The organism is Catellatospora sp. TT07R-123 (genome assembly GCF_018327705.1).
Lineage (GTDB): Bacteria > Actinomycetota > Actinomycetes > Mycobacteriales > Micromonosporaceae > Catellatospora.
In genome coordinates this window covers 3,993,151-4,019,410 of record NZ_BNEM01000002.1, presented here as the reverse complement: position 1 = coordinate 4,019,410, position 26,260 = coordinate 3,993,151, and the positions used below count along the sequence as shown (strand labels likewise).

At 70.9% G+C, this 26,260-nt stretch carries 28 protein-coding genes; 12 read left to right on the top strand and 16 right to left on the bottom strand.

Going from position 1 to position 26,260, the window contains the following annotated elements:
* Window positions 1-130 precede the first annotated feature (130 nt).
* The 5 genes from Cs7R123_RS40600 to Cs7R123_RS37715 all read left to right on the top strand — a co-directional run bounded on the left by Cs7R123_RS40600 (window position 131) and on the right by Cs7R123_RS37715 (window position 5,020).
* Window positions 131-856: a transglycosylase SLT domain-containing protein gene (locus tag Cs7R123_RS40600; protein WP_244872393.1), complete on the top strand. Its 726-nt coding sequence runs from the start codon at window positions 131-133 to the stop codon at window positions 854-856.
* A gap of 129 nt (window positions 857-985) precedes the next feature.
* Window positions 986-2,278 carry a PhoH family protein gene (locus Cs7R123_RS37730; RefSeq protein WP_212833789.1) on the top strand — a complete coding sequence of 431 codons (1,293 nt, stop codon included), beginning with the start codon at window positions 986-988 and terminating at the stop codon, window positions 2,276-2,278.
* Between the two features lie 183 nt (window positions 2,279-2,461).
* Window positions 2,462-3,148 carry a lytic transglycosylase domain-containing protein gene (locus tag Cs7R123_RS37725; RefSeq protein WP_244872392.1) on the top strand — a complete coding sequence of 229 codons (687 nt, stop codon included), beginning with the start codon at window positions 2,462-2,464 and terminating at the stop codon, window positions 3,146-3,148.
* Window positions 3,149-3,241: 93 nt separating this feature from the next.
* Window positions 3,242-4,036 carry a trypsin-like serine protease gene (locus Cs7R123_RS37720; protein ID WP_212833788.1) on the top strand — a complete coding sequence of 265 codons (795 nt, stop codon included), beginning with the start codon at window positions 3,242-3,244 and terminating at the stop codon, window positions 4,034-4,036.
* 9 nt (window positions 4,037-4,045) lie between these two features.
* Window positions 4,046-5,020, top strand: a complete 975-nt coding sequence (locus tag Cs7R123_RS37715; RefSeq protein WP_212833787.1) for an NAD(P)/FAD-dependent oxidoreductase — start codon at window positions 4,046-4,048, stop codon at window positions 5,018-5,020.
* A gap of 24 nt (window positions 5,021-5,044) precedes the next feature.
* Here the strand turns inward: Cs7R123_RS37715 and Cs7R123_RS37710 are convergent, their stop codons facing one another.
* On the bottom strand, window positions 5,045-5,968 hold the full coding sequence (locus Cs7R123_RS37710; protein ID WP_212833786.1) for a carbohydrate kinase: 924 nt from the start codon (window positions 5,966-5,968) through the stop codon (window positions 5,045-5,047).
* 46 nt (window positions 5,969-6,014) lie between these two features.
* Window positions 6,015-6,710 (bottom strand): TetR/AcrR family transcriptional regulator, encoded by a 696-nt coding sequence (locus tag Cs7R123_RS37705; protein WP_212833784.1) that lies wholly within the window; start codon window positions 6,708-6,710, stop codon window positions 6,015-6,017.
* 119 nt (window positions 6,711-6,829) lie between these two features.
* On the opposite strand from Cs7R123_RS37705, the gene Cs7R123_RS37700 reads away from it, so the two are divergent.
* Window positions 6,830-7,747: an NAD-dependent epimerase/dehydratase family protein gene (locus tag Cs7R123_RS37700; RefSeq protein WP_212833782.1), complete on the top strand. Its 918-nt coding sequence runs from the start codon at window positions 6,830-6,832 to the stop codon at window positions 7,745-7,747.
* 10 nt (window positions 7,748-7,757) lie between these two features.
* On the opposite strand, the gene Cs7R123_RS37695 is transcribed toward Cs7R123_RS37700, so the two are convergent.
* Window positions 7,758-8,291, bottom strand: coding sequence for a DUF4245 family protein (locus Cs7R123_RS37695; protein WP_212833780.1), 534 nt, complete (start codon window positions 8,289-8,291; stop codon window positions 7,758-7,760).
* A gap of 127 nt (window positions 8,292-8,418) precedes the next feature.
* Here Cs7R123_RS37695 and glpX point away from each other — a divergent pair, with 127 nt between their 5' ends.
* Both glpX and Cs7R123_RS37685 read left to right on the top strand, forming a co-directional pair.
* Window positions 8,419-9,417, top strand: coding sequence for a class II fructose-bisphosphatase (glpX, locus tag Cs7R123_RS37690; protein ID WP_212833778.1), 999 nt, complete (start codon window positions 8,419-8,421; stop codon window positions 9,415-9,417).
* A gap of 18 nt (window positions 9,418-9,435) precedes the next feature.
* Window positions 9,436-10,353 carry a DMT family transporter gene (locus Cs7R123_RS37685; RefSeq protein WP_212833776.1) on the top strand — a complete coding sequence of 306 codons (918 nt, stop codon included), beginning with the start codon at window positions 9,436-9,438 and terminating at the stop codon, window positions 10,351-10,353.
* 90 nt (window positions 10,354-10,443) lie between these two features.
* On the opposite strand, the gene Cs7R123_RS37680 is transcribed toward Cs7R123_RS37685, so the two are convergent.
* Both Cs7R123_RS37680 and xseA read right to left on the bottom strand, forming a co-directional pair.
* Window positions 10,444-10,635 carry an exodeoxyribonuclease VII small subunit gene (locus Cs7R123_RS37680; protein WP_212833774.1) on the bottom strand — a complete coding sequence of 64 codons (192 nt, stop codon included), beginning with the start codon at window positions 10,633-10,635 and terminating at the stop codon, window positions 10,444-10,446.
* The gene (xseA, locus tag Cs7R123_RS37675; RefSeq protein WP_212833772.1) at window positions 10,632-11,858 is read right to left on the bottom strand and encodes an exodeoxyribonuclease VII large subunit; all 1,227 of its coding nucleotides are present in this window, start codon (window positions 11,856-11,858) and stop codon (window positions 10,632-10,634) included. Before xseA ends, Cs7R123_RS37680 begins: the two co-directional genes overlap by 4 nt.
* Before the next feature lie 9 nt (window positions 11,859-11,867).
* On the opposite strand from xseA, the gene Cs7R123_RS37670 reads away from it, so the two are divergent.
* A complete protein-coding gene (locus tag Cs7R123_RS37670) occupies window positions 11,868-12,854 on the top strand; it encodes a 4-hydroxy-3-methylbut-2-enyl diphosphate reductase (RefSeq protein WP_374707104.1) in 987 nt (328 codons plus the stop codon).
* Window positions 12,855-12,944: 90 nt separating this feature from the next.
* On the opposite strand, the gene Cs7R123_RS37665 is transcribed toward Cs7R123_RS37670, so the two are convergent.
* A complete protein-coding gene (locus Cs7R123_RS37665; protein WP_212833768.1) occupies window positions 12,945-13,586 on the bottom strand; it encodes an N-acetylmuramoyl-L-alanine amidase in 642 nt (213 codons plus the stop codon).
* Window positions 13,587-13,811: 225 nt separating this feature from the next.
* Here Cs7R123_RS37665 and Cs7R123_RS37660 point away from each other — a divergent pair, with 225 nt between their 5' ends.
* Window positions 13,812-14,801 carry a hypothetical protein gene (locus Cs7R123_RS37660; protein ID WP_212833766.1) on the top strand — a complete coding sequence of 330 codons (990 nt, stop codon included), beginning with the start codon at window positions 13,812-13,814 and terminating at the stop codon, window positions 14,799-14,801.
* Between the two features lie 97 nt (window positions 14,802-14,898).
* On the opposite strand, the gene Cs7R123_RS37655 is transcribed toward Cs7R123_RS37660, so the two are convergent.
* The 5 genes from Cs7R123_RS37655 to Cs7R123_RS37635 all read right to left on the bottom strand — a co-directional run bounded on the left by Cs7R123_RS37655 (window position 14,899) and on the right by Cs7R123_RS37635 (window position 19,822).
* The gene (locus Cs7R123_RS37655) at window positions 14,899-16,341 is read right to left on the bottom strand and encodes a S10 family peptidase (RefSeq protein WP_212833764.1); all 1,443 of its coding nucleotides are present in this window, start codon (window positions 16,339-16,341) and stop codon (window positions 14,899-14,901) included.
* Between the two features lie 21 nt (window positions 16,342-16,362).
* Complete coding sequence (locus tag Cs7R123_RS40950) at window positions 16,363-16,908, bottom strand: winged helix-turn-helix domain-containing protein (RefSeq protein WP_212833762.1); 546 nt, start codon at window positions 16,906-16,908, stop codon at window positions 16,363-16,365.
* Between the two features lie 360 nt (window positions 16,909-17,268).
* Window positions 17,269-17,727: a methylated-DNA--[protein]-cysteine S-methyltransferase gene (locus Cs7R123_RS37645; RefSeq protein ID WP_212833760.1), complete on the bottom strand. Its 459-nt coding sequence runs from the start codon at window positions 17,725-17,727 to the stop codon at window positions 17,269-17,271.
* Window positions 17,724-19,106 (bottom strand): AlkA N-terminal domain-containing protein, encoded by a 1,383-nt coding sequence (locus tag Cs7R123_RS37640; protein ID WP_212833758.1) that lies wholly within the window; start codon window positions 19,104-19,106, stop codon window positions 17,724-17,726. The genes Cs7R123_RS37645 and Cs7R123_RS37640 overlap by 4 nt, the downstream gene beginning before the upstream one ends.
* A gap of 185 nt (window positions 19,107-19,291) precedes the next feature.
* On the bottom strand, window positions 19,292-19,822 hold the full coding sequence (locus tag Cs7R123_RS37635; RefSeq protein WP_212833757.1) for a hypothetical protein: 531 nt from the start codon (window positions 19,820-19,822) through the stop codon (window positions 19,292-19,294).
* A 68-nt stretch (window positions 19,823-19,890) separates the two neighbouring features.
* On the opposite strand from Cs7R123_RS37635, the gene ychF reads away from it, so the two are divergent.
* Window positions 19,891-20,976, top strand: coding sequence for a redox-regulated ATPase YchF (gene ychF / locus Cs7R123_RS37630; RefSeq protein ID WP_212833756.1), 1,086 nt, complete (start codon window positions 19,891-19,893; stop codon window positions 20,974-20,976).
* A gap of 20 nt (window positions 20,977-20,996) precedes the next feature.
* On the opposite strand, the gene Cs7R123_RS37625 is transcribed toward ychF, so the two are convergent.
* The 5 genes from Cs7R123_RS37625 to Cs7R123_RS37605 all read right to left on the bottom strand — a co-directional run bounded on the left by Cs7R123_RS37625 (window position 20,997) and on the right by Cs7R123_RS37605 (window position 24,632).
* The gene (locus Cs7R123_RS37625; protein WP_244872391.1) at window positions 20,997-22,094 is read right to left on the bottom strand and encodes a site-specific integrase; all 1,098 of its coding nucleotides are present in this window, start codon (window positions 22,092-22,094) and stop codon (window positions 20,997-20,999) included.
* Window positions 22,095-22,104: 10 nt separating this feature from the next.
* Window positions 22,105-22,281, bottom strand: a complete 177-nt coding sequence (locus Cs7R123_RS37620; RefSeq protein ID WP_212833754.1) for an AlpA family transcriptional regulator — start codon at window positions 22,279-22,281, stop codon at window positions 22,105-22,107.
* Entirely contained in the window at window positions 22,278-22,439 is a 162-nt protein-coding gene (locus Cs7R123_RS37615) for a helix-turn-helix domain-containing protein (protein WP_212833753.1), read from the bottom strand. The genes Cs7R123_RS37620 and Cs7R123_RS37615 overlap by 4 nt, the downstream gene beginning before the upstream one ends.
* A gap of 37 nt (window positions 22,440-22,476) precedes the next feature.
* On the bottom strand, window positions 22,477-24,159 hold the full coding sequence (locus tag Cs7R123_RS37610; RefSeq protein ID WP_244872390.1) for a replication initiator: 1,683 nt from the start codon (window positions 24,157-24,159) through the stop codon (window positions 22,477-22,479).
* A gap of 71 nt (window positions 24,160-24,230) precedes the next feature.
* Entirely contained in the window at window positions 24,231-24,632 is a 402-nt protein-coding gene (locus Cs7R123_RS37605) for a hypothetical protein (RefSeq protein ID WP_212833751.1), read from the bottom strand.
* Between the two features lie 227 nt (window positions 24,633-24,859).
* On the opposite strand from Cs7R123_RS37605, the gene Cs7R123_RS37600 reads away from it, so the two are divergent.
* Window positions 24,860-25,630, top strand: coding sequence for a GntR family transcriptional regulator (locus Cs7R123_RS37600; RefSeq protein WP_212833750.1), 771 nt, complete (start codon window positions 24,860-24,862; stop codon window positions 25,628-25,630).
* Window positions 25,631-26,260: the final 630 nt, after the last annotated feature.

Here is a 26,260-nt window from a genome sequence, read left to right as displayed (position 1 = left end):
AACTTGTCAGCTGTCGGTGACTTCGGCAAGGTCTGCGACCAGCGCGTTTGCCTCCCCGGGCAGGTCGCGCCACCCCCGGCGCCCCACCCCCAATGCTTGGGCGCGGAACCCCCGACGAAGGGACCGACGCGTGTCGACACCCCGTACGCGCAGCACCCGCCATCGCCTCACCCAGCACCGCGGCCCCCGGCGGTTCGCGGTCCACTCGCGAAAGATCGCCGCCGGCGTGCTCTGCGCCGCGCTGCTCGGCTTCGGTGCCTGGCGGCTGACCGCGGCCGACGAGCCCGCCGCAGTGGACCTCGCCGCGCGTGACGCCGCCGCGCAGCAGTACAGCCGCGACTTCGAGCGCAGCCCCGCCCCGACCCCGTCGGCCGAGCCGACGCCGACCGCGACGCCGTCGCTGCCGCCGCGCGTGCCGCAGACCGCCCCGGCGGCCACCCTCGCCGCCTCGGCGAAGCCGAAGCCGAACCCGAAGCCGACCGCGACGCACGGCACCCCGAAGCCCGCCGCGCCGAAGCCGCCGGCGGTGGCCACGCCGACGTCGTGCAAGGCCTACAGCGGGAACCAGCTGACCGCGTGCAAGCTGCTGCCGACCTTCGGGTTCGCGTACAGCCAGATGCCGCCGCTGGTGAAGCTGTGGACGCACGAGAGCGGCTGGAACGCGCGGGCCGAGAACAAGGGCTCCGGCGCGTACGGCATCCCGCAGGCGCTGCCCGGCAGCAAGATGGCCAAGTTCGGCGGCGACTGGAAGACCAATCCGGCCACTCAGATCAAGTGGGGCCTGGACTACATCAAGAACCGCTACAAGACGCCCGCGGGCGCCTGGAGCCACTTCCAGAACAACAGCTGGTACTGACCCGGCTACAGCCCGCTGATGCCTGTCGCCACCGGTACGGGACGTGAAACACGCTCGTATCGGTGGCGGTAAGTGGCTGATCAGCGCCAACATGCTGGCCAAACAGCTGCGCGGCGGTTAGCGTAAGTCATGGTCGATGTCCCGATACGCACCTACGTACTCGACACCTCCGTGCTGCTGGCCGACCCTGCCGCGATCCGTCGCTTCGCCGAGCACAACGTCGTGCTTCCTCTCGTGGTCATCTCCGAACTCGAGGGCAAGCGGCATCACCCGGAACTCGGCTGGTTCGCCCGCCAGTCCCTGCGGTTGCTCGACGATCTGCGGATACGGCATGGAAGGCTGGACGTTCCGCTTCCGGTCAACGACGCCGGCGGAACGCTGCGGGTGGAGCTCAACCACTCCGACCCGCAGCTGCTCCCGAGCGGCTTCCGCAACGACAGCAACGACGCGCGGATCCTGTCCGTGGCGCTCGGGCTGGCGCAGGCGGGCGAGCTGGTCACCCTGGTCAGCAAGGACATGCCCCTGCGGGTCAAGGCCGCCGCGGTGGGCCTGCAGGCCGACGAGTACCGCCACGACCAGGCTGTGGACCCGACGTGGTCCGGGCTGGCCGAGGCGGACCTGTCGGACGCGCAGATGGCCGCCCTGTACGCCGGCGACGGCATCGACCTGGACGAGGCTTCGGGCCTGCCCGTCCATACCGGACTCATCCTGCACGCGGGGCGCGGCTCGGCGCTGGGCCGCGTGCACACCGACAAGACCGTGAAGCTGGTCCGCGGCGACCGTGAGGCGTTCGGCCTGCGCGGCCGCTCCGCCGAGCAGCGCATCGCACTGGACCTGCTGCTCGACGACAGCATCGGCATCGTCTCGCTCGGCGGCCGGGCGGGCACCGGCAAGTCGGCGCTGGCCCTGTGCGCGGGGCTGGAGCAGGTGATGGAGCGCGGCAGGCACAAGAAGGTGATCGTCTTCCGGCCGCTGTACGCGGTGGGCGGGCAGGAGCTGGGCTACCTGCCCGGCACCGAGGCCGAGAAGATGTCGCCGTGGGCCCAGGCCGTCTTCGACACCCTGGGCGCGCTGGTGCACGACAACGTACGCGACGAGGTGCTGCACCGGGGCATGTTGGAGGTGCTGCCGCTGACCCACATCCGCGGCCGCAGCCTGCACGACGCGTTCGTGATCGTCGACGAGGCGCAGTCGCTGGAACGCGGCGTGCTGCTCACCGTGCTGTCGCGCATCGGCGCCGGGTCGCGGGTGGTGCTCACCCACGACGTGGCCCAGCGCGACAACCTGCGGGTCGGCAAGCACGACGGCGTGACCGCGGTGATCGAGACGCTGAAGGGGCACCCGCTGTTCGCCCATGTCACCCTCACCCGGTCGGAGCGTTCTGCCATCGCCGAAGTGGTCACCGACCTGCTGGAGGAGTGAACACGCCCGGATAAGAGACGATTTGCGGCGTGGCCGGGATCACAGTCGCCCGGGCGGGGGCGGCGGATCCCGGCCCGCTGGGTAAGGCTGGGCCGGAATCCCTCGATGCCCGGCCCCGTCCACCCCCGACACACCCCCTGACACCGGACGCGGCACGCGGGCAGCTGGCGAAAGGACGCCGCCGTGTCTCGGCCCCGCCGTGCCCACCGCCGCCGCGCTACCCCTCGCGGCGCCATCCTGCTGCGGATCGTCGCCGCACTGACCCTCGTCGGCGGCGTCGCCGGCGGTCTCTACGTGGACCGGTTCCACGACGAGCAGGCGGGCGCGGCCAACGCGAGCCGGCTGGACGCCGCCGCCGCGGCCGAGCAGCGGATGCTCAAGGAGCACATCGAGGGCTGGCTGGCCGCCACCGCCGACGAGCGCGCCCTGCAGACGCTGGCCGAGCAGCGGGCCCAGAGCGAGGCCAGCCTCGCCGCCGCCCGCGCCGCCGCCGCCGAGCGGGAGGCCAGCCGCCGCGGCACCGGCCGCACCCAGAACTACGGCCCGATCCCGGCCAGCTGCAACTCCTTCAGCGGCAACAAGGCCATCGGCTGCGCGATCCTGCTCTCCCAGGGCTTCGGCCTGGACCAGATGCCGTGTCTGGACAAGCTGTGGACCAAGGAGTCCCACTGGAACGTCAAGTCGGAGAACAAGAGCTCCGGCGCGTACGGCATCCCGCAGGCGGTGCCGGGGGACAAGATGGCCGAGTTCGGCGACGACTGGCGGACCAACCCCGCCACGCAGATCAAGTGGGGCCTGGACTACATCAAGCGGCGCTACACGACCCCCTGCAACGCGTGGCAGCACTCCGTGGACAGCAACTGGTACTGACCGGACCCGCTCCGGCCCGCCCGGCAAGTCCGACCGCAACTCCGCCGTCCAACCCCTAATATCGGGTGAATTCGGACGGCGGAGGTTGGGGCTATGCGGGCGTTGGCGCTGGTCGTGGGCATGGTGGTCGGGCTGGCCGGGTTCGGGACGGCGGCGCAGGCGCGACCCGACGAACCCCCGCAGATCGAGATCGTCGGCGGGGTGCGGGCAGGCGCCGCCGAGTTCCCCTTCGTGGTACGGCTGAACAACGGCTGCGCCGGCACCCTGGTCAGCTCCCGGTACGTCCTCACCGCCGCGCACTGCTCCGGCCGCAGCGGCGCCACCTCGTCGTTCGTGATCAGCGCCGGCTCGCCCGACCTGGGCTCCGGCAAGATCCAGAAAGTGCGCAGCGAGCGGGTGTACCGCGCCGCCGGGTTCTCCGACGTGACCCGCGGCGACGACTGGGCCCTCATCCGGCTCGCCGACCCGCTCGACCTGCCGACCGTCGCGCTGCCCACCGGCACCGCGCTCGACGGCGGCGCGATGACCGTGATCGGGTGGGGCGCCACCCGCGAGGGCGCCCTGTCCCAGCAGCGCTACCTGCGCAAGGTCCAGGTCCCGTTCGTCGGCGACGGCACCTGCGGCAGCATGTTCCGCAGCAAGGGCTACCCGTTCGTGGCCTCCGACATGATCTGCGCGGGCGACGTCCGCAACGGCGGCAGGGACGCCTGCCAGGGGGATTCGGGCGGGCCGCTGCTGCGCCGCGACGGCACCCGCTGGGTGCAGGTCGGCATCGTGAGCTGGGGCGTCGGATGCGGCCGGGCCGCGTACCCGGGCGTCTACACGCAGGTGTCCCGCTTCGCAGACGATATTCGCGCGGCCATTGAGGAGCAGCCTGCGCGCGACTAGGTTCACCCCATGATTGAGCGCAGCACGGCGGATGTCGATCTGGCGATCATCGGAGCCGGCCCGACCGGCCTCTTCGCGGCGTACTACGCCGGGTTCCGGGGCCTGAGCACCCTGGTCGTCGACGCCCTGCCCGAGGCGGGCGGGCAGGTGACGGCGATGTACCCGGAGAAGATGATCTTCGACGTGGCCGGGTTCCCGCAGGTGCGCGGGCGGGAGCTGATCGCGAACCTGGTCGCCCAGGCGGGCGCCTTCAACCCGTCGTACCGGCTGGGGGTCCAGGCCGCGGCCCTGGCCTATCCCGATGAGCTGCCCGTGCTCGGCCTCGGCGACGGCACCAGCCTGACCTGCGGCGCCGTGCTGATCACCGGCGGGCTCGGCTCGTTCACGCCGCGCCCGCTGCCCGCCGCCGCGGGCTTCACCGGCACCGGCGTCATCTTCTTCGTGCCCGACCCGGCCGTGCTGGCCGGCAAGCACGTCGTCATCGTCGGCGGCGGCGACTCGGCGTTCGACTGGGCGCTCGCGCTGGCCGAGATCGCCGCCAGCGTCACCCTCGTCCACCGGCGCGACAAGTTCCGCGCGCACGCCGCGACCGTGGCCCGGGTCAGCGCGCTGCCGGTGCGCATCGTGGTGAACAGCCAGGTGACCCGCCTGATCGGCACCGACCGGGTCGAGTCGGCCGAGCTCAACGGCACGGAGATCATCCCGGCCGACGTCGTCGTGGCCGCCCTCGGCTTCACCGCCGACCTCGGCCCGCTCGTGGACTGGGGCCTCGACCTGAGCAAGCGCCAGATCCTCGTCGACTCCACCATGGCCACGAACCTGCCCCGCGTCTTCGCCGCCGGCGACATCGTCGAGTACCCGGGCAAGGTCCGCCTCATCGCCACCGGCTTCGGCGAGGCCGCCACCGCGGTCAACAACGCCGCCATCGTCATCGACCCCAGCGCCCACCTGTTCCCCGGCCACTCCTCCGAAGACGTGGCCTGACGGGGGCGGGGCGGGGGCGCCGCCTCAGACGAGTTGGAAGGCGCGGAGCTCGTCCAGGGTCGGCGGGTCGGCGCCGGGCCGCGTGCAGGTCAGCGCGGCGGCGTCGCAGAGGTGGCGCAGCATCAGGCGCAGGGCCTCGGGGGCGAGTTCGCGGGCGAGCTGGTCGCGCAGGCGGCCGGCGTCGTGCAGCCACGCGAGCAGGGCGCCCATCGCGGTGTCGCCCGCGCCGATGGTGTCGACCATGCCGATCGCCGGGGCGGCGACGTTGACCTCGTGCTCGGCGGTCATCGCGGTGGCGCCCGCGTCGCCGTGGGTCAGCACGAGCAGCTTCGGGCCGGCGGCCAGCCAGCGGTGCGCTGTCTCGCGCGGCGGGACGTGCGGGTAGGCGTGGGCCAGGTCGCCCTCGCTGGCTCGTACCAGGTGGGAGAGCGCGACCAGGCGCTCCAGCCGCACCAGCGAGTCGGGCCGGGCCAGCGCGACGCTGCGCACGTTCGGGTCGAAGGTGATGGTGCAGCGGTCGCGGTGGCGCAGCGCCCAGCGCTCCAGCGCGTCCGCGCCGGGCGGCAGGAACGCCGCGAGCGAGCCGATGTGGATCGTGCTGCCGTCGGGCAGGTCGGGCAGCTCGCGGTCGCGCCAGCCGAAGTCGGCGGCACCGGCGAGCCAGAAGTCGTACAGCGCCTCGCCGTCGTCGCCGACCGAGGCCAGGGCCAGGGCCGACGGCTGGGACGTGCTGACCAGGTAGCGGGTGTCGACCCCGGAGCCGGTGAGCCGGTTGCGGAACGCGGTGCCGAACGAGTCGCGGCCCAGGCGCGCGGCCATCGCGACCGGGGCGCCGAGCCGGGCCGCCGCGATGGCGGTGTTGGCCGGTCCGCCGCCGAGCGCGGCACGCAGCAGCCCCTCCCCGGCGGGGACGAGATCCACGACATGTTCTCCGGCGACGACGATCACCCGGACAGTGTGTCGTGCCCGTGCCGGGCGGGCAATGCGGCGGCCGTCACTGGAGTCCGAGGTATTCGCCCATCGCCCGCAGCTGGACGTCGTACAGCTCGCGGCGGCTGTCGTCGATCAGATTGTTGAGCCGTCCGAAGAGTTCGAAGTTGACCGCGCCGAACATCTGCGACCAGGCGGTCAGGGCCCGGGCGAGCAGCCGCCGGGAGACGCCGGGGACCTGCTCGGCGAACCGGTCCAGCTCGGCCGCCAGCCCCGGCGGCACCTGCGGGGTGCCGGGATCGGCCGGGATCGTGCCGGTGGCCACTCCCTGCACGAGCAGGCCGAGCATCTGGATGGTGACCCGGGAGGCGGGGCCGACGGTGTCGCGCGGGGCGTGGTAGCCGGGCACCGGCGAGCCGTAGATCAGGGCGTAGTCGGCGGGGTGGGCCAGGGCCCAGTCGCGTACGGCGTGGCCGACGGCCAGCCAGCGCTCCATCAGGCTGCTGTCGGGTCCGGCGGTGGCGACGGCCTGCTCGGCGGCCTCGCCGAGTTCGTTGTAGCAGTCGATGATCAGCGCGGTGAGCAGGTCGTCGCGGCTGGGGAAGTAGCGGTAGACGGCCGAGGAGACCATGCCGAGCTCGCGGGCGACGGCCCGCAGGGACAGGTCGGCCCCGTCGGTGGCCAGCTGGCGGCGCGCGATCGTCTTGATCTCGCTGGTCAGCTCGTCGCGTACGCGGGCACGCAGGTTCTTCGCCGTCATCGCTAGAGCATAGCAACGTTTAGAGAGCACTGCTCTTGACACGATGCGACGAACATGTGTTCAATGGTCTCAACAGAGAGCGGTGCTCTCTAAGAGATGCAGAGATCTGGGAGACAGAGATGCACGTCATCGTCGGCGCGGGACCCGTCGGCTCCACCACCGCCCGCCTGCTCGCGGCCCGGGGTGAGCGCGTCCGGGTGATCACCCGCCGGGGCACCGGCCCGGCCGAGCCCGGCATCGAACTCGTCGCCGCGGACGCCACCGACGCCGCCCGCCTGTCCGAGCTGACCGCGGGCGCCACCGCCCTCTACAACTGCGCCAACCCGCAGTACCACCGCTGGCTGACCGACTGGCCGCCGCTGGCCGACGCGCTGCTGCGGGCCGCCGAGCGCAGCGGCGCGGTCCTGGTCATCGCCGGCAACCTGTACGGCTACGGCCCCGTCACCGCCCCGATCGACGAGCACACCCCGCTCGCGGCCACGCACCCGAAGCTGCGGCTGCGCGCCCGGATGTGGGAGGACGCGCTCGCGCTGCACCGGGCCGGGCGCATCCGCGTCACCGAGGCCCGCGCCAGCGACTACCTCGGCTTCCAGGCCAACAGCACCCTGGGCGACTACGTCCTGGCCCGTACGGTCAAGGGCTCGACCGCCTTCACCTGGGGTGACCTGGACGCCCCGCACAGCTGGACCGCCATCCCCGACGTGGCCCGCACCCTGGCCGCGATCTCCGGTGACGAGCGCGCCTGGGGCCGGGCCTGGCTCGTGCCGACCCCGCCCGCGATCTCGGTGCGCGGGGCGGCGGCCCGCGCCAACGAGCTGATCGGCGCCCCCGCGCCGAAGATCTCGCGCATCCCGTACCCGGTGCTGTGGGGCATGGGGCTGTTCTCGCCGATCGTCAAGGAGCTGCGCGCGACGTACTACCAGTTCGCGGCGCCGTTCAGCCTGGACTCGTCGCTGACCGAGCGCACCTTCGGGCTGGCCCCGACCCCGCTGGACGAGACGCTGGCGCAGACCGCGGCGCGCTACCGCGACGCGTGACCGGGCGCGGTCAGCGCGAGACCGCCGCCGCCAGCTCGACCAGGTCGACGCCGCGACCCACCAGCAGGATCGCGGTGTCGCCGGACGTGCGGACCAGGGCGTCCTCGTCGTCCGGAGTGTGGTAGCGCTGCCAGGTCACCCCGCCGACCGACTCCTGCGCGCCGGGCTGGGCCTTGTCGCCCAGCTCGGCCTTGACCAGCTCCGCCGCCGCGATGCGCGCCTGCACCAGCCGCGCGCCCCGGTTGTCCGGGTCGAGGTACCCGATGCGCAGCTTGCCGTCGGCCCACTTCGCCGTGACCGTCTGCCAGCCGTCGGGCGCGACCGCGCCGGGCAGCGGGGCCATGCTGGCCCGGCCCGCGCTCTCGATCGCCGCGGTCGGGTCGACGGTCACCGCGTCGTTCCAGCCGTAGAACAGCCGGTAGCCCAGCACCAGCAGCAGCACCGGGACGAGCAGCACGCCCAGCGACAGCGCCATGTCCTTGGGCGTACGGCCGCCGGAGGCGGGGACCTGGGCCGGCTGGGTCTCGACGGGTGCAGTGCTCACCCCACCATCTTCGCCGATGTCACAGGTCACACCGCCACGAGGGCACCGTTCGCAACAACCCGAACGTACGTTCAGTCGACGGCATGACAGGATGCGAGCAGGCGCTTCAACGGTGAGGAGCAGCATGATGACCACCCGTAATCCCCAGGATCTCGACCGCAACCTGGCCCTGGATCTCGTACGCGTGACCGAGGCCGCGGCGATGGCGGCAGGCCGCTGGGTCGGCCGCGGCGACAAGGAGGGCGGCGACGGAGCCGCCGTGGACGCCATGCGAAAACTGATCAACTCGCTGCCGATGCGCGGCGTCGTCGTGATCGGTGAAGGCGAGAAGGACAACGCCCCGATGCTGTTCAACGGCGAGCAGGTCGGCGACGGCAGCGGGCCCGAGGTCGACGTCGCCGTCGACCCGATCGACGGCACCACCCTGATGAGCAAGGGCATGCCCAACGCGCTGGCCGTGCTCGCGGTCGCCGAGCGCGGCGCCATGTTCGACCCCAGCGCCGTCTTCTACATGGAGAAGCTGGTCGTCGGGCCCGAGGCGGCCGACTCCATCGACATCACGGCGGGCTGGACCGAGAACCTGCGCCGCATCGCCAAGGCCAAGCGGGTGCGCGTATCGGACCTGACCGTGTGCATCCTCGACCGGCCCCGCCATGCCGACCTGGTCCGCGAGGTCCGCGACGCCGGGGCGCGGATCAACTTCATCTCCGACGGCGACATCGCCGGGGCCATCTCCGCCGCCCGCGAGCAGTCCGACGTCGACGTGCTGATGGGCATCGGCGGCACCCCGGAGGGCATCACCGCCGCCTGCGCGCTCAAGTGCATCGGCGGCGCGATGCAGGGGCGGCTGTGGCCGCGCGACGAGGCCGAGCGGGAGAAGGCGCTGGCGGCCGGGCACGACCTGAGCCGGGTGCTCACCACCGACGACCTGGTCACCGGGGAGAACGTCTTCTTCGTGGCCACCGGCGTCACCTCCGGCGAGCTGCTGCGGGGCGTGCGCTACCGCGACAACGGGGCGTACACCCAGTCGATCGTCATGCGGTCCAAATCGGGCACCATCCGGGTGATCGACTCCTACCACAGCCTGGAGAAGCTGGCGGGATATTCTGCCGTCGACTTCAACTGAAAGCGGGCACCCCTCACCGTGAACACCGGCACCACCCGTGCCGCCGGCGTCGGCCTGGCCGTCCTGGCGGGAGCAGGCCTGGCCCTCCAGTCACGTGTCAACGGCGAACTCGGTCGGCAGCTCGGCGACGGCATCGCGGCGGCGACGATCTCGTTCGGCGTCGGCCTCATCGTGCTCCTGTTCGCCCTGCCGTTCATGCGCACCGGCGTGCGCCGGGTCGTCGCGGCCGTACGCGGCGGAGGTCTGCGCTGGTGGCAGTGCGTCGGCGGGGCGTGTGGCGCGTTTCTGGTCACCACCCAGGGCCTGACCGTGCCGCTGCTGGGGGTGTCGGTGTTCATCGTGGCGCTGGTCGCCGGGCAGTCCACGTCCAGCCTGGCCGTGGACCGGGCGGGGATCGGGCCGGGCGGCGCACGCCCCGTGACCCGCAACCGGCTCGTCGGGGCCGGGCTGTGCGTGGTCGCGGTGTTCGTCGCCGTGTCGACCCACCTCGGCGATCCGCGCGCGATCGGCCTGGCCGTGCTGCCGCTGCTGGCGGGGCTCGGCCTGGCCTGGCAGCAGGGCGTCAACGGCCGGGTGGCCGCGGCGGCGGGCTCGCCGTGGCCCGCCACCCTGATCAACTTCGCCGTCGGCACCTGCGCGCTGCTGCTGGCCCTGGCTGTCGAATACGCGCTTCGCGGCGCCCCGCCCGGCAACCTGCCCCCGCAGTTCTGGCTCTACCTGGGCGGGCCGCTCGGCATCACCTTCATCGCGATCGCGGCGATGGTGGTGCACCGCATCGGCGTGCTGCTGCTCGGGCTGGGCATGATCGCGGGCCAGATCCTCGGCGCCCTGGTGATCGACGCGATCGCCCCCGGCGCGGCGGGCCGCCCCGACGCCCTCACCATCACCGGCGCCCTGCTCACCCTCGTCGCCGTCCGCATCGCCGCCCGCGGCTGACCTTCAAGGTCATCCAAGTTGCCGGGCAATCGGGCGTATCTTGACGCCTCTTTCGCCCGATCGCCCGGCAACTTGCGCGATCTTGGCGGGTCAGGACGGGGAGGTGGCGGCGTCGAGTCTGGCTTTGGCGGTGTCGAGCCAGGTCTGGCAGATCCCGGCGAGCTTCTCGCCGCGCTCCCAGAGGGCCAGGGACTCCTCCAGGGTGCCGCCGCCGGACTCCAGTTTCTGCACCACCTCGGCCAGCTCCGCGCGGGCCTGCTCGTACGACAGCTGCTCGGTCATGCCTTCCCCTTCTCGGTTCCGTTCACGGTAGCGGCGACCTCGCCCTCGGCCAGCCGCACTCTGAGGGCGTCGCCCTTGGCCACCTCGCCGGCCGCCCGCACCACGTGCCCGTCGGCACGCTGGACGATGGCGTACCCGCGGGCCAGCGTCGCCGCGGGCGACAGCGCGCGCAGCCGGGCCAGGGTGTGGTGCAGATCGTTCTCGGCGCGGTGCAGCCGGTTGCCCAGCGACCGCCCGGCCCGGTCGCGCAGCGCGGTCACCTCGGCCGCCCGCTGCTCGACCATCTGGTACGGCCGGGCCAGCGACGGCCGGCTGCGGAGGCTGTCGAGCCGCTGCTGCTCCCGCTCGACGCGGTGGCGTACGGCCCGCTCCAGCCGCCCCCGGGCCTGCCCGATCAGCCGGATCTCGTCGGCGAGGTCGGGCACCACCCGCTTGGCGGCGTCGGTCGGCGTCGACGCGCGCACGTCGGCGACCCAGTCGACCAGCGGGGTATCCGGTTCGTGGCCGATCGCGGAGATCACCGGCGTACGGCAGGCGAACACCGCGCGGCACAGCGCCTCGTCGCTGAAGGGCAGCAGGTCCTCCACCGAGCCGCCGCCGCGCGCCATGATGATCACGTCGACGGACTCGTCGGCGTCCAGCAGTTGCAGCGCCCCGATGATCGAGGGCACCGCGGTCGGCCCCTGCACGGTGACCGGGACCACCCTGAAGTCGACCGACGGCCAGCGGCGCCGGGCGTTGGTCAGCACGTCGCGCTCGGCCGCGCTGGCCCGCGCCGTGATCAGGCCGATCCGGTTGGGCAGGAACGGCAGCTTGCGCTTGCGGCGCGGGTCGAACAGGCCCTCGGCCTGGAGCAGCTTCTTGAGCTGTTCGAGGCGGGCCAGCAGCTCGCCCAGGCCGACCTGGCGGATCTCGTCGGCGCGCAGGCTCAGCGTGCCGCGCTGGGCGAACCACTCCGGCTTGGCGTGCACCACGATCCGGGCACCCTCGGTGAGCTGCGGCGCCCCGGCGTCGAGCACGTCGCGGCTGGCGGTGACGGTCAGGCTGAGGTCGGCCGACGGGTCGCGCAGGGTGAGGAACACCGTGCTGGAACCCGGGCGGCGCGACAGCTGCGCGACCTGGCCGTCGACCCATACCCAGCCGAGGCGGCCGATCCAGGCATTGATCTTCTGGCTGATCACCCGAACGGGCCAAGGCTGCTCGGGGGTGCTCTGCTCAGTCACCGGCTCACCATAGGCCGACGGTACGATGGTCGGGTGTTCGAGACTCCTCGCAAGCGTGTCCTGCTCGCCAAGCCCCGTGGTTACTGCGCGGGCGTCGACCGGGCGGTGCAGACCGTCGAGGAGGCCCTGAAGCTCTACGGCGCTCCGATCTATGTCCGCAAGGAGATCGTGCACAACAAGCACGTCGTCTCCACGCTCCAGGCCAAGGGTGCGATCTTCGTCGAGGAGAACTTCGAGGTCCCCGAGGGCGCGACCGTCATCTTCTCGGCGCACGGCGTCGCGCCCGAGGTGCACGAGCAGGCCCGCGAGCGCAACCTGAAGGCCATCGACGCCACCTGCCCGCTGGTCACCAAGGTGCACCACGAGGCCCGCCGGTTCGCCGCCGAGGACTACGACATCCTGCTGATCGGGCACGAGGGCCACGAGGAGGTCATCGGCACCTCCGGCGAGGCCCCGCGGCACATCCAGCTCGTCGACGGCCCCGACGGTGTCGCCAACGTCACCGTGCGCGACCCGGAGAAGGTGGTCTGGCTGTCGCAGACGACGCTCAGCGTCGACGAGACGATGGAGACCGTGGCCCGGCTCAAGGAGAAGCTGCCGCTGCTCCAGTCGCCGCCCAGCGACGACATCTGCTACGCGACGCAGAACCGCCAGCAGGTGATGAAGCAGATCGCGCCCGACTGCGACGTGGTGCTGGTCGTCGGCTCGCGCAACTCGTCGAACTCGGTCCGCATGGTCGAGGTCGCGGTGCAGGCGGGCGCCCGCCAGGGCCACCTGATCGACTTCGCGCACGAGATCGACCCGGCCTGGCTGGAGGGCGCGACGACGGTCGGCCTCTCGTCGGGCGCCAGCGTGCCGGAGGAGCTGGTCACCGAGGTGCTGGGCCGCCTGGCCGAGCTGGGCTTCGCCGACGTGGAGGAGGTCCTGACGGTGCAGGAGCGGCTGACCTTCTCGCTGCCCCAGGAGCTCAAGCGCGACATGAAGGCCGCCGCCTGAGTTTTGACGTAAGGAAGGGCACCTTCTGACCGCTGTACGCGGTGGAAGGTGCCCTTCTTCACGGTCGGCTCCGCTCAAGCCGGACCGGTGTCAGAGGCCCAGGAAGGCGGCGATGCCGTTGGCGTGGCCCCGGGCGGTGGCGGTGATGAAGTCGGCCCGCTTGAGCAGGTTGGCGTTGGCGACCGTGTCGATGAACAGGTTCTCGGTCAGCACGGCGGGCATCGCGCTCTCGCGCAGCACGTGCAGGTCGGCGGACTTCAGGCCGCGGTCGGTGATCGACGAGATGGTCCGCATCTGCGACAGCACGTTCGAGTGCACGGTGCTCTGCAGGCGCTGCGTGGTGGCGCCGACGCCCGGGTAGCGGTAGCTCTCGAACCCGGTGCCGCCGCCCGCGTTGATGTGGATGCTGACGAAGATCGTCGCGCCCCAGGCGTTGGCGTCGTCGGTGCGGTACACCAGGCTGCGCGTGATGTCGGTGGTGCGCGACATCCGCACGTCGACGTTCCAGTTCGCCTTCAGGATGTCGCGGGTCTGGAGGGCGATGTTGAGGGTGAGCGTCTTCTCCTGCAGGCCGTTGGCGACCGCGCCCGCGTCGGTGCCGCCGTGCCCGGGGTCCAGGTAGACCTTCGGCACCGCGGCGAAGGCGGGGGCGCCGACCGCGAAGGGGGCCGCGGCCAGGCCGACAGCCGCGGCCAGCAGGGTACGGCGGCGCGCGCCGTTGTTGCCGTTCATGTGTGCCTCTCGGGGGGAAGAGGGAAACGTGACGGCACGAATTTATACGAAGTCCATCTATCTCTGAAGATGTCTTGCATAGAATCTTTGAGAGATGGTCGAAATCTTCACCGGGCGGCGGGCTGAGCGCGGCCGGTACCGGATCGGGATGTCGACATCCGGTATCAGGGCACGGCGCCGCGGACTCTTCCACCGCGAGACGTCCCACCCTCACCGGGAGAAGCCATGCCGCTGCGCGCCGCCATGACCGCCGAGAACTGGACCAACGCGTACATCACCGAGCTGGAGCAGCACATCGCAGGGCTACAGGCCGCCGGGGTCGGCGCGCTGCTGTCGCAGGACCTCGTGCAGGCCGACCCGCACGACGCCTACCTGCTCTCCGACCCCACCGGGCGGCAGTTCGGCACCCTGCGCGGCCAGGGCTCGGCGGTGGCCGCGTTCGAGCAGTACGTCAGGGCCACGTACCCCGACGACCACGACGCCGTCATCGGGCTGATCATCGGGTACGCCAAGGGCGTGAAAGCGTCGTCCTGGGCCAAGATGGTGCAGGTCGTCAAGGAGTTCCTGGTCCGCCAGCGCACCGCCCCGACCGCCGACGGCTACTTCTGGAAGTCGATACACGACGCCCCCAAGACGGCGGCCGAGGCGCTCGGCGACATCCGGACGTACCGCACCGAGATCCTGGGCCTGCCCCGGGGCAACATGTCGACCGACGCGTACGAGCTGAACCTGCGGCGGGCCGTCGTCACCTGGCACGCCTTCACCCAGGAGCTGCTGCGCTGCACCACGTTCCCCGGCAACGACCGGCAGCAGGAGACCGTCACCGTGGTGCGCACCGAGAGCATGGCGGCACTGGACCACTTCACCGTGGCCCGCACCGGTGCACCGATCACCGCGGACCAGAAGGAGGAGCTCAAGCTCCTGCACGGCGTCGAGCTCAGCTGCAAGCGCGGTGCGCTGGAGTCGTCCTCGCTGTACACCATCAAGTGCATCAACGGCAGTGTCGTCACCGAGACGGCCGTGCCGCACCACCGCGTGTTCGCGCTCTACCTGACCGGCCAGCCCCGGACGGTCGAGAACCTGACCTCGTTCTTCGAGAACGACACCGAGAACGAGGTCACCTTCATGCCCGAGGGGCTGCGGTTCATGGTCAAGCCGGAGGCGGAGCTCGCCTACGCCAAGCCCGTGGTCGACGACAACCCCTGGGCGCGCTGACCCGGCCCGCCCGGTCCCCGGAGGCGGCGACCAGCGGCTCCGGGGACGGCAGGCGGCGCGGGGGCGGCTCGACCGGCCGCCGCGATCCCCGCGGGACTCAACCCACGATGAAGTCGGCCAGGTGCTGGGACTGGGCCAGGCGGCTCGGCTCGTGGACGTACATCATGTGGCCGGCCTCGTAGTACTTGAACTCGATGTTGCCGCGCAGCTCGGCGGGGATCTCCAGGTGCGCGAAGGTGTGCTCCGAGGCGTAGTACGGCGTGGCGCCGTCGTGGTAGCCGCAGGCGACCTGCACCCGCAGGTGGGGGTTGGCGCGCATCGCCGCGGCCAGCTTGTCGGCCACGTTCACGTGCTGGCCCTCGAACTCCTTGTACGACCACGGGTGCACGTCGCCCGACAGCGTCCGGTACGGCAGGTCGTTGGCGTAGTCGAGCTCGCCGCGCAGGTACTGGTTGATCGACGCGGTGTACGGCCCCATGATCGCGTCGAAGGACGGGTCGGAAGTCCAGTGCTCGCGCCCGTAGTCGGCGTCCCACCCCAGGAACCGGCCGTCCAGCCGCCCGACCGTACGCCGCCGCGAGCGCAGCAGCTCGGTGAAGAAGCGGACGTGCTCGGGCCGCAGGTCCACCCGGTCCACATAGTCCTCGGTCAGGCCGGTGAGCCGCGCCAGCTGGCCGATCGCGGCGGTCCGCTCAGGCTCGGTGAGCCGCGCGCCGCGCGCCAGCGCCCACGGGTAGGCCCGGTCGGCGAACGCCTCGGCCTCGTCGAGCACCTCGCGCAGCGGCCGGTCGCCGTGCAGCCCGTGGTAGTGCGCGATCGCCGCGTACGTCGGCAGGAACAGCGGGTATGCCACGTCCAGGTGCGGGTGGAACTCCAGGGTGCCGATGTTGAGGACGCTGGAGACGAGCATCAGGCCGTTGAGCCACATGCCGTGGCGCTCCTGGAGGTGGTGGGCGAGCGCGGCGGCGCGCAGCGTGCCGTACGACTCCCCGCACAGGTACTTCGGCGACGCCCAGCGGCCCTCGCGCGACGTCCACAGCCGGATCAGCTCCGCCACGCTCTCCACGTCACCGGTGAAGCCGTGGTAGTCCTTGCTCTTGCCGCCCTTGACCGCCCGCGAGTAGCCGGTCGACACCGGGTCGATGAAGACCAGGTCGGAGTGGTGCAGCAGCGTCTCGTGGTTGTCGGTCAGCCCGTACGGCGGCGGGGTCAGCGCGCCCGCATCGCCCATCACCACCCGGCGCGGTCCGAGCAGGCCGAGGTGCAGCCACACGCTCGACGAGCCCGGCCCGCCGTTGAAGGCGAAGGTGACCGGCCGGGTCGCCGGGTCGGCGCCGTCGAGCGTGTACGCCACGACGAACATCTCGGCCTTCGCCTTGTGCCCGTCGAACGCGTCGTCGGTGTGCGACTCGCCCCGCAGCACGACCCGGCCCGCGGTCGCGGTGTAGCGCAGCCCGCCCCGCTCGTGGCGGGTCACCTTGAGGTCGTCGGCGGGCTCGGCCTCGGCGGCCGGACCGCCGTTGTTCTTCTCGTCTGCCATGGCGACAGACCCTACTGCGACTCAGCGGTGCACGGCGATGCCGTTCGGCGTCTCCAGCCGGTATCCGAACCCGTGCACCGTGGTCAGCGTGCCGCCGTGCTCGCCGAGCTTCGCCCGCACCCGCCGCACGTGCACGTCCACGGTGCGCTCGCCGCTGAACTCGTGCCCCCACACCGCCCGCATCAACTGGAGCCGCGTGAACGCCGCGCCCGGGTGCCGGGCCAGGAAGTGCAGCAGGTCGAACTCGCGCCGGGTGAACCGCACCGCGCGCCCCCGGATCAGGATGCTGCGGCTGACCAGGTCGATGACGACCGGCGCGGTGGGGGAGACCAGCTCGCCGTCGACCGTCGGCGCGGCCAGCTCCGGCAGGCCGCGCAGCGGCTCGGCGTCGGCGAGGGCGTGCACCAGCCGGGTCGCGGCGTGCTCGGCGTCCGGGCCGGTCAGCTTGAGGGTGAGCGTGACGGTCAGCGGCTGGCCGGCGTCGTCGCCGAGGGCCGAGACGGGCAGGGTGATCGTGGTAGACGTCGGCGATACGGCGGGGGTGGGCTCGGTCAGCAGGGTCGTCATCTCGGATCTCCTGGTCGTTGCTTGTCTGCGGGTGGGCTGGTGGGCGAACGAACGATGACATCGGAATGTTCGCGGCACGGAACCCTCCACGAGCGACTCGGCGATACCAGGACACGATATCTCCGCAACTCCTATCGGTCTAGTAGGAAATCGGAGGAGACTGCGGTGTGTGGCCGCTCCGCACCTGTCGGCACTCGTCCCCACCCCGCGTCCCCACCCCGTTTTTCATAAACGTTGGCCTATCTCATCGAGTTCGATCTTCTTGGAGTCGATGAGATAGGCCAACGTCTATGAAAAACCCCGTGAGGTGGTGGCCACGGTGACGTGGCCACGGTGACGTGGGCGCGGGGGTGGTACGGGTCAGGGGCGGTGGGCGGCCTCGTGGGCGAGCAGGCCGCGCTTGACGTCCAGGCCCCAGCGGAACCCGCCCAGCGAGCCGTCGGTACGCAGCACCCGGTGGCACGGCACGAACAGCCCGACCTGGTTGCGGGCGCACCCCTGCGCCGCCGCGCGCACCGCCGCCGGTCGCCCGGTCAGCTCCGCCAGCCGCGTGTACGTCACCGGCTCGTGCACCTCCCGCAGCACCTTCCAGCACTGCTGGAGGTAGTCGGTGCCCCGCCACACCACGGGCACCGCGTCCACGGCGGCGAGGTCGCCGTCGAAGTACGCGCGCACCGCGTCCACCGCCGCCTGCGGCACCGGCCCGTCGGGCGTGCCCGCGACCAGGGGCTGCGGGTCGTCGGCGAACGCGGCCGCGGTGACCGAGGTGCCGTCGCCGGACATCGAGAACGGGCCGAAGGGCGTCTTGATCGTGATCATGCTTGGCTCCAGAGTCGCAGTTGGGCGTACGAGCGCCAGGGCCGCCAGCGCTCGGCGTGCCGCAGCAGGGCGGCGGGGTCGTCGGGCAGCCCGAGCGCCTTGGCGCCCCGGCGCGTGCCCAGGTCGGTGGGCAGCAGCACGTCCGGGTCGCCCAGGGCGCGCAGCGCGATGTAGTCCGCGGTCCACTCGCCGACGCCGGGAAGTGCGAGCAGGGCCGCGCGGGTGGCGGCCCGGTCGCTGCCGCCGTCGAGCAGCAGCCCGTCGCGTACCGCCTCGGCGAGCCGCCGCAGCGTCGCGCGCCGGGCCGTCGGCATGGCGAACGCCTCGTCCGGCAGGGCCAGCAGCCGGTCCGGGTCGGGGAAGACGCCGTCGCGGCACAGCTTCCCCAGCACGGTCCGGGCCCCGGCGACGCTGATCTGTTGGCCGACCACGGCCCGCACCGCCACCTCGAACCCGTCCACGCTGCGCGGCAGCCGTACCCCCGGAAAGGCCGTGACCAGCGGGGCGAGCGCGGGATCGGCGCCCAGCACGGTGTCGACGGCGACGGGGTCGGCGTCCAGGTCGAGCAGGCGGCGGCAGCGCGCCACCGCCGGGGTCAGGTCGCGTACGTCGGCCAGGCTCAGCTCGGCGTGCACGCAGCCGTCGCCGGGCCGCAGCGTCACCGTCGCGGTGCCGTGCGGCAGGGTCAGCGTCCGGGTGTAGGCCTCGCCGTCGTACGACTCGACGCCGGTGACCGCCCGCGCGCCGAGGTAGGCCAGCAGCGAGGCCGCGTGCAGGGGCGGCCGGTAGCTCAGCCGCAGCGCCATGGTGCCGTCGGCGCGCGGGGTGCCCCGACGCAGCTCGGACGGGGCGCAGCCGTACACCTCGCGGATGGTGTCGTTGAACTGGCGGATGCTGCCGAACCCGGCCGCGAACGCGATCTCCGACAGGCTCAGCCCCGTGTTGGTGATCAGCGTCTTGGCCGTCTGCGCCCGCTGCGTCCGCGCCAGGGCCAGCGGCCCGGCCCCGAGCTCGTCGGTGAGCAGCCGGTTCAGGTGCCGCTCGGTGTACCCGAGCCGCTGCGCCAGCGCCGGCACCCCGCCCCGGTCCACGACGCCGTCGCCGATCAGCCGCACCGCCCGCGCGGTGACGTCGGCCCGGCTGTCCCACTGCGGCGACCCCGGCACCGCGTCCGGCGCGCACCGCCGGCACGCCCGGTATCCGCTGCGCGCCGCAGCGGCGGCGCTGACGAAATACCGCACGTTCTCCGCCTTGGGCGTCCGCGCGGGACACGACGGCCGGCAGTAGATCCCGGTCGAGGTGACCCCGATCCAGAACCTCCCGTCAAACCGCCCGTCCCGGCTCTTCACAGCCCGGTACCGCCCGTCTTCACTGTCCACACCCCCACTCTCCCCCGCCCCCCACCCACCCGCTAGCGGAAAACGGACCCCACCGTCCCACCCCACCCCACCCCGCCCCAGTCCGTCGATCATGAACTTATGGGCGTGTTCGACGGTGTGTCCCGCCCATAACTTCATGATCGACGCACGGTGGGGCGGTGGGGCGGTGGGGCGGTGGGGGTGGGTCAGGGGCGGGGGCGTTTGGCGATGACTTTGGGGCGGGTGGGGGAGTGGCGGGGTTTGGGGTTGGTTGAGCGGTCCGGGGTTGCCCACTGCCACAGGCGGCCCAGCGCCACGGCGGTCAGGCCGAGCACGATCAGGGGCTGGAGCAGCCAGTTGGTCTCGGCGGTGTGCGCCGTGCCCGCCCGGTCGCGGCTCACCCAGGCGGTGACGGACGACCCGGTCAGGTCGCGGTCCGAGGTGGGCAGCATCGACACCCCGGGTATGGCGATCGATCCGTCCTCGGTGCGGAACGTGCCCGAGCAGTAGTACACGACAGTCTTCCCGCTCTGGTGCGGGGTGCAGGAGACGTCCGCGACGTGACCGGCGACACCGAAGGCGCGCGCCCACAGTGCGTCGGCGATGGGCAGCAGCACTCCCCAGCAGAGCATGCCCAGGGCGACGGCGAACCCGGCGAGCGGGATCGCGGCGCGCCAGCGCAGGGCCCGTACGTGCGCCACGCGCCGCGTCAGGCCGTGTCGCAGGGAGGTCGACATGGTGGCGAGGGTAATTCCCATACGCAAGATCAAAAGATGGCGAATACGGCCCGATAGACTCGCTGCTCGTGAGCCTTTCCATCGGTATCGTCGGCCTGCCCAACGTCGGCAAGAGCACCCTGTTCAACGCGCTGACCCGCAACGACGTGCTCGCGGCGAACTACCCGTTCGCCACCATCGAGCCCAACGTCGGCGTCGTCGGGCTGCCCGATCCGCGGCTGGACAAGCTGGCCGAGATGTACAGCTCGCAGAAGATCCTGCCCGCGCCGGTGAGCTTCACCGACATCGCCGGCCTGGTCAAGGGCGCCTCCAAGGGCCAGGGCCGAGGCAACGCGTTCCTCGCGAACATCCGCGACTGCGATGCGATCTGCCAGGTGGTGCGGGCCTTCAGCGACCCCAACGTCGTACACGTCGACGGCAAGGTCTCGCCGAAGGACGACATCGACACGATCAACACCGAGCTGATGCTGGCCGACCTCCAGACCGTCGAGAAGGCGCTGCCCCGGCTGGAGAAGGAAGCCAAGGTCAAGAAGGAGCGCGCGGGCATCTTCGCCGCCGCCAAGGCCGCCCGCGAGGTGCTCGACAGCGGCACGACCCTGTTCGCCGGGGCCGCGAAGGCCGGCATCGACCTGGCCGAGCTGCGCGAGCTGCACCTGATGACCGCCAAGCCGTTCCTGTACGTCTTCAACGTCGACGAGGCCGAGCTCGGCAACGAGGACTTCCTGAACGAGCTGCGCGCCCTGGTCGCCCCGGCCGAGGCCGTCTTCATGGACGCCAAGATCGAGTCCGAGCTGATCGACCTGTCGCCGGAGGACGCCGCCGAGATGCTGGCGTCGATCGGGCAGTCCGAGCCGGGCCTCAACCAGCTCATCCGGGTCGGGTTCGGCACGCTGGGGCTCCAGACCTACCTCACCGCGGGGCCGAAGGAGGCACGCGCCTGGACCGTCCCGGTCGGGGCGACGGCGCCCGAGGCGGCCGGGGTCATCCACTCCGACTTCCAGCGCGGCTTCATCAAGGCCGAGATCGTCGCGTACGACGACCTGATGGCCGCCGGGTCCATGTCGGCCGCGAAGGCGGCGGGCAAGGTCCGCATCGAGGGCAAGGAATACATCATGGCCGACGGCGACGTGGTGGAGTTCCGCTTCAACGTCTGAAAGCGGCCCGTTTCACCAGCTCACGGATTGTGCCCCTCGTCCTGGGGCACATCCGGGGCACATGACCACGCGTCATCGATCGCCTTCCGGGTCCGTGCCTCCGAGTCCGGCATCAGGTGGCCGTACGTCGACAGCACCAGGTTGGCGTTCTCGTGCCCGAGCCGTTCGGCGACCGCGACCACCGATTCGCCCTGCGCCAGCAGTACCGAGGCGTAGTGGTGCCGCAGGTCGTGTGACGTGACGGTGCTGGGGAGCCCAGCTCTGCGGACGGCCGTCCGGAAGATGACCGTCCCGTAGTAGTTGTGGCTGTAGGCCGCGCCGAAGCGGGTCGTGAACAGCGTGCCGTCCTCGGCCGCAGGGTACTTGCCGAGATGGTTGGTCAGAGCGTCGGCGACGACCTGCGGCAGCGGCACCGTCCGGCGGCTACGCCTGGTCTTCGGCTCCGAGCGGACCTTTGACGCAGGAGCGATCTGGAACTCGACGCGGACCGTCTGGCGGTCGAAGTCGATGTCGACCCTGCGCAGGCCCAGCAGCTCCCCGATGCGGAGACCGAGCCCGGCCTGCGTGACCACCATCGCGCGGTTCCGATCAGGCATTGCCGAAACAAGGAGCACCACTTCGCGCACGGTCAGCGGCACGATCCGTTCCCGATGCGCCGCAGGTAGCGATACCCGGACGACGGGGGAGCGGCCAACCAGGCGGTCAAGGACCGCTGCGGCGTAGATGGACCGCAGCAGCCCGACCAGGTTCCGGAGCGTCGTGGGTGAGAGGACCTTGGCGCGGCCCGCAGCCCACGCCTGCACCTCCGAGGGCAGGACGGCTGCGAGACGCCGGTTGCCGAGAGACGTTCCGGCGATGTGCTTCTCGATCTGGCCAGCTACGCGGCGGGCAGTGGTCGGGCGGTGAACCCGGCCAGCAGCCCACACCCGCGCGTACTCGATCACCGTCGTGCGGTCGGTGGGATCGACGTACTGACCCCGGAGCAGGTCAGCTTCGATCTCCTTGAGGTACCTGTCTGCGTCGACCTTCCGGTCGAAGGCCTTCTTCCGCTGGCGGCCCGCGTCGTCACGCCAGCGGGCAAGGTAGGTCGTCTTGCCGTTCCGGACGCGCTTGTCCACGCTACCCACGTCAGCCCACCTGCTTGGCGAGCCATGCGCGGACCTCGGCCGGGTCGTACCGCAGGTGCCGACCGACCTTGTACGACCTTGGGCCGGTCTTGCGGTATCGCCACTGGTACAGCGTCCCGACCGGAAGCCGCAGGTAAGAGGCGGTCTCCTGGATTGACCAGAGCGCGGCAGTGGTCATGACTCCTCCACGAGGTCGAGCAACTTGCCGGTGACGACGTAGACCCGGCCGCCGAGGCGGCGGGAGGGCAGTTCGCCGGACGCGGTGGCCCGGTAGGCGGCGGAACGGGAGATGCCCAGCAGCTTCGCCGCCGCAGGGACCTCCAGGAGCAGGGGCATGGACTCACGGTCGAGACGGTTCACGGCTTTCTCCAGGTCAAGCGGCGAGGGTGAGTTGGGCGGTGCTGGTTGGTAGTGCGGTGGTGCGGGCGTGTTCGAGTTCGGTGTGCCAGCGGCGGCGTTCGGAGATGGAGCGCATGAGCCGCACAGCGAGGCTGTCCACGTCCGGGTCTTCGGGCCGTGCCCGCTCGAAGGTGAAGCGGCGGGTGTCCTCGGGCTGGGGCGTCTCGTCGTCGGCTAAGGCGCCGGCCAGAACCGTGCGGACCCAGGCGCGGTTGTCGGCGCGGTGGTCGGCCAGGGTCTTGCCCGACCACTGGCGCGACACGAGGACCCGGCGTCCGGTGAACCCGAGCGTCGTGCGCTGGTGGACCTTCCCGGCGCAGCGGCCCGGGGTGAGCCCAGGCTTGGCGCCGTCCGGCTGCACGCCGTACAGCAGCCAGTTGGAGCACGTCGGAGAGCACGGCAGCACCGACAGCTCGGCGTGCAGCCGGTCGAAGTGCGCCTGCTGCGGGTCGGTGCGGGCGTGCGTGGCGTCGACCAGGTCCTTGGTCAGGTACTTCGTCACGTACCGGATCGCCCGCTCAGCGTCCTTCGTCCCGTGCTCGATCCCTCGCGCGTCCACCCGGCCGAGCCGGATCACATCGGCGGGGGTGGCGTCCTCGTCGTCCAGGGCGTCAAGGGCGGCTTGCCACGTCGCCAATGGAGCGCCGCTGTGCGGGTCGCAGTAGGCGCCGACCTCGACGTTCCACACCGGCACCTTCCCGCCGACGTCGTACACGGGCTGGTCGAAGTGCGGCCACCACACCTGGTGGTACGTCGCGGCCGCGACCTGCCGCATCAGCGCACGCGGAACCGTGCCACGCACCGCGAAGTGCGCGTGCGGAGCGAACCGCTTCTGCAACTCCACCGCCCCGGCGTACTGCACGTTCCAGCCCGCCGCCCGGCGCAGGTTCTGCCAGAACCGGTCCAGGACCCGCGCGAAGTGGATCGCGTCCAGGGCCGCCCGGCGGTAGTCGTAGCTGTCGGGGTCGACCGGGGTGCCGATCAGCGGGTCCCAGTCGGCGTGCAGCCGACCGCACTCGCACTGCGCGACCCAGTTGCCGCGACGATGCGCCGAGTGCACCGCACCATGCGAACCCAGGGTGAGAGTGAGCAGGGTCGAGGGCCGGTGCGTCTTGCCGTCGCGACCGCGGTAGACCCGGCCGACCGTCTTCGCCTCCACCGGCAGCTTCGGCAGGTCCACCGCATCTGCCCGGCGGCGGGTCGACCGGACCCGCTTCGGGACGGCGTCGGGGTTGGGGACCAGGGCGCCACGGATGCGGCACGTCGCCAGCTGCTCATCGATGTCGGCAGCGGCGGCGTCGATGTCGGCCAGCTGCGCGGCCCGCTCCGCAGGGGCCAGCTGCTCGAACGCGAGGGCTGCGCGGTCGAACTCCAGATGCGCCCGCGTGGTCACCAGCGCGATCACGTCGTCGGCGGGCAGCTCCACCGGCACGGCCGGTTCGTCGTCCAGGTGCCAGCCCTCGCGGATCTGCTGACGCCGAAGACGCCGCTCACGCTCGGCGCACGGCTTGCACTTGGACGCCAGCCGCGCCCGGCACGGGATGTCGACGACCTCGGTCCGGCCGGTCTCCAGATCGGTACGCCGGAACGGCATCGGGTTCACACACACGCCGTTGTTTTCGGCCAAGCCCTTGAGCACGTCACGGGCGATCGGCATCGCCAACCGGTCGGCACGCGACCCCGGCCGGACAGGCACAGGATCGCGCGCCACCGAAGAAGCGGGAGAGGTCACCGCTTCTCCCACACGTACACCAGGTTGTCGGCGTCGCTGCCGTAGCAGACCAGCCGCGCCCCGGTGACGACACCGGAACCGCCGACCTCGTGCGGCTTCTCCACGGAATCGGCCAGCGCCGGGGACACGGTGGCGGCGTCGAACGCGGCCAGGTTGAACGGGAACGGCAGCGCCACCTCGACCAGACCGAAGCAGCAGAAGCACGGGTCATCCTCAGACCCGAACTGGAACCCGGCGCCGTTGCAGTTGCGGCAGACTTCCCACTGCGACGCCTCGTGCGCGGCGATGCAGCGGGCCGCCACGCAGTCGCGCCCACCGCAGTAGATGCAGACACCGGCGAAGTTCAGCCGAACGGGCTTGAGGACAACCCCCGCAGGGGCGGTAGTCTGGGTGTGCATCGTGATCCTCTCCGAAAGGACTCGTTGCGACGGCCCCGGCGAGCTGCAACTCGACCGGGGCCTTTACTTTTCACTTTTGACCTTGCTGGGACGTCTGGGCTCTCCTGAGAAGTTATAACAACTATAACCTGTCAGTCAACGGGTGCGACTGACTAGGCACTTTGGCGATGTTTTGCCTGGCCACAGGGGGGCATGCTCTACTTGTCCGAACAACGGCCGGAGGCGTCATGGCTAACTTCTCGGGGCGACCCGCATACCTCCAGATCGCAGATGATCTCCGCAGTCGGATCCTCGACGGCGCACTAAGGGGTGGGGACAAGCTCCCAACTGAAGCCGAGATGATGGCCGACTACGGCGTCTCACGCATCGTCGTACGGCAGGCGATCGACGTCATTCGTGGCGAAGGCCTCGTGGTGTCTCAGCGTGGTGTTGGCGTGTTCGTTCGCGACCAGCAACCGCGCACGCGGCGCATCCTCGGTGACCTCTACGCCCAGCGGGCGACGGGCTCTCCGTTCGCGGCGGCTGCACGGGCGTCGGGACAGAGCCCCGAGTGGGAGTACCAGTCGCGGCAGACCACCGCACCTCAGGCGATCGCCGAACGACTGGGCATCGAGTCGGGCGCTGACGTGATGCGAACGCACTACCGATTCTTCGCCGACAATCAGCCAGTGATGCTGTCGACGTCATACGAGTCGCTGGACCTAACTCGCGGTACTCCTGTTGAGCACCCGGAGGCCGGGCAGGTCAAGGGCGTTGTGGCGCGGATGGACTCGATCGGAGTCCACATCACTCACGTCATTGAAGACGTCCAGGCAAGGGCGCCTCGCCCGTACGAGGCAGAAGCGTTGCAGGTGCCCGCAGGGGTTCCTGTGCTGTATGTGGAGCGGACCTATTTTGAGGGGCAGCGGCCAGTCGAGACAGCCGACATTATTGTCAGCGCTGATCGCTACACGTTCTCCTATGCCGTTCCTATTCCGATTCGGTCCACAAATCGCTAATTGGGTGTCGTATGGCGTTTGCCATTGGATGAGTCCGACCGAGGGCGCTTTTCGGGTTGGCTTCCGGTGTCTACGGAGGCCAACCCGACATGGACTGGCGCTAATTACATGTTTGGTCTGAACACCGAGCACCAAGTGATTACGCCCTTGTAAGTTTGACACTCGTAGGCAAACTGGTAGTCCTGGCCAACCTGGGCACAAACGTCACCGACACGGTTGTTTGCGCAGTAGTCTGCGCCGGTCGCATGTGCTGGCGCCGCCAGGAACAGCGCTGGAACAAGTCCGACTACTGCCGTAAGAGCTACACGAAGCCGCATGTTCATGATCTTCACCTCCTCAAAGGTTGGTCACTAACCAGTGTGAGACGGGTTCCTCTGCTCGGCGTGCCATTTCCCGCAATGGCAGATGGCTCAGGTCGATGCTGCGAAAGTTCGCGAATCTCAAATACTTGTACGGTCACATGAGGTTCGTTCTCGTTACCGCCAGCGGCCACTGCTTTGGTCGTACTGTGCATTTATCAACAATCGCTTCATGAATAACCTTCTCATGGATGATGAAGTTGTGGACCGGGTGCTTGAGTATGTCCCTTTCTGGTCCGGCTAACTCTGCCACTCGCTCTAGAGATCGCTG

Bases quoted from the DNA above. Each gene is read 5' to 3' on its own strand.
- Cs7R123_RS37730 (WP_212833789.1), top strand. From the start codon at position 986: ATGGTCGATGTCCCGATACGCACCTACGTACTCGACACCTCCGTGCTG.
- Cs7R123_RS37720 (WP_212833788.1), top strand. From the start codon at position 3,242: ATGCGGGCGTTGGCGCTGGTCGTGGGCATGGTGGTCGGGCTGGCCGGG.
- Cs7R123_RS37715 (WP_212833787.1), top strand. From the start codon at position 4,046: ATGATTGAGCGCAGCACGGCGGATGTCGATCTGGCGATCATCGGAGCC.
- Cs7R123_RS37705 (WP_212833784.1), bottom strand. From the start codon at position 6,710: ATGACGGCGAAGAACCTGCGTGCCCGCGTACGCGACGAGCTGACCAGC.
- Cs7R123_RS37700 (WP_212833782.1), top strand. From the start codon at position 6,830: ATGCACGTCATCGTCGGCGCGGGACCCGTCGGCTCCACCACCGCCCGC.
- glpX (WP_212833778.1), top strand. From the start codon at position 8,419: ATGACCACCCGTAATCCCCAGGATCTCGACCGCAACCTGGCCCTGGAT.
- Cs7R123_RS37680 (WP_212833774.1), bottom strand. From the start codon at position 10,635: ATGACCGAGCAGCTGTCGTACGAGCAGGCCCGCGCGGAGCTGGCCGAG.
- Cs7R123_RS37665 (WP_212833768.1), bottom strand. From the start codon at position 13,586: ATGAACGGCAACAACGGCGCGCGCCGCCGTACCCTGCTGGCCGCGGCT.
- Cs7R123_RS37660 (WP_212833766.1), top strand. From the start codon at position 13,812: ATGCCGCTGCGCGCCGCCATGACCGCCGAGAACTGGACCAACGCGTAC.
- Cs7R123_RS37655 (WP_212833764.1), bottom strand. From the start codon at position 16,341: ATGGCAGACGAGAAGAACAACGGCGGTCCGGCCGCCGAGGCCGAGCCC.
- Cs7R123_RS40950 (WP_212833762.1), bottom strand. From the start codon at position 16,908: ATGACGACCCTGCTGACCGAGCCCACCCCCGCCGTATCGCCGACGTCT.
- Cs7R123_RS37645 (WP_212833760.1), bottom strand. From the start codon at position 17,727: ATGATCACGATCAAGACGCCCTTCGGCCCGTTCTCGATGTCCGGCGAC.
- Cs7R123_RS37635 (WP_212833757.1), bottom strand. From the start codon at position 19,822: ATGTCGACCTCCCTGCGACACGGCCTGACGCGGCGCGTGGCGCACGTA.
- Cs7R123_RS37620 (WP_212833754.1), bottom strand. From the start codon at position 22,281: ATGACCACTGCCGCGCTCTGGTCAATCCAGGAGACCGCCTCTTACCTG.
- Cs7R123_RS37615 (WP_212833753.1), bottom strand. From the start codon at position 22,439: ATGCCCCTGCTCCTGGAGGTCCCTGCGGCGGCGAAGCTGCTGGGCATC.
- Cs7R123_RS37610 (WP_244872390.1), bottom strand. From the start codon at position 24,159: ATGCCGATCGCCCGTGACGTGCTCAAGGGCTTGGCCGAAAACAACGGC.
- Cs7R123_RS37605 (WP_212833751.1), bottom strand. From the start codon at position 24,632: ATGCACACCCAGACTACCGCCCCTGCGGGGGTTGTCCTCAAGCCCGTT.
- Cs7R123_RS37600 (WP_212833750.1), top strand. From the start codon at position 24,860: ATGGCTAACTTCTCGGGGCGACCCGCATACCTCCAGATCGCAGATGAT.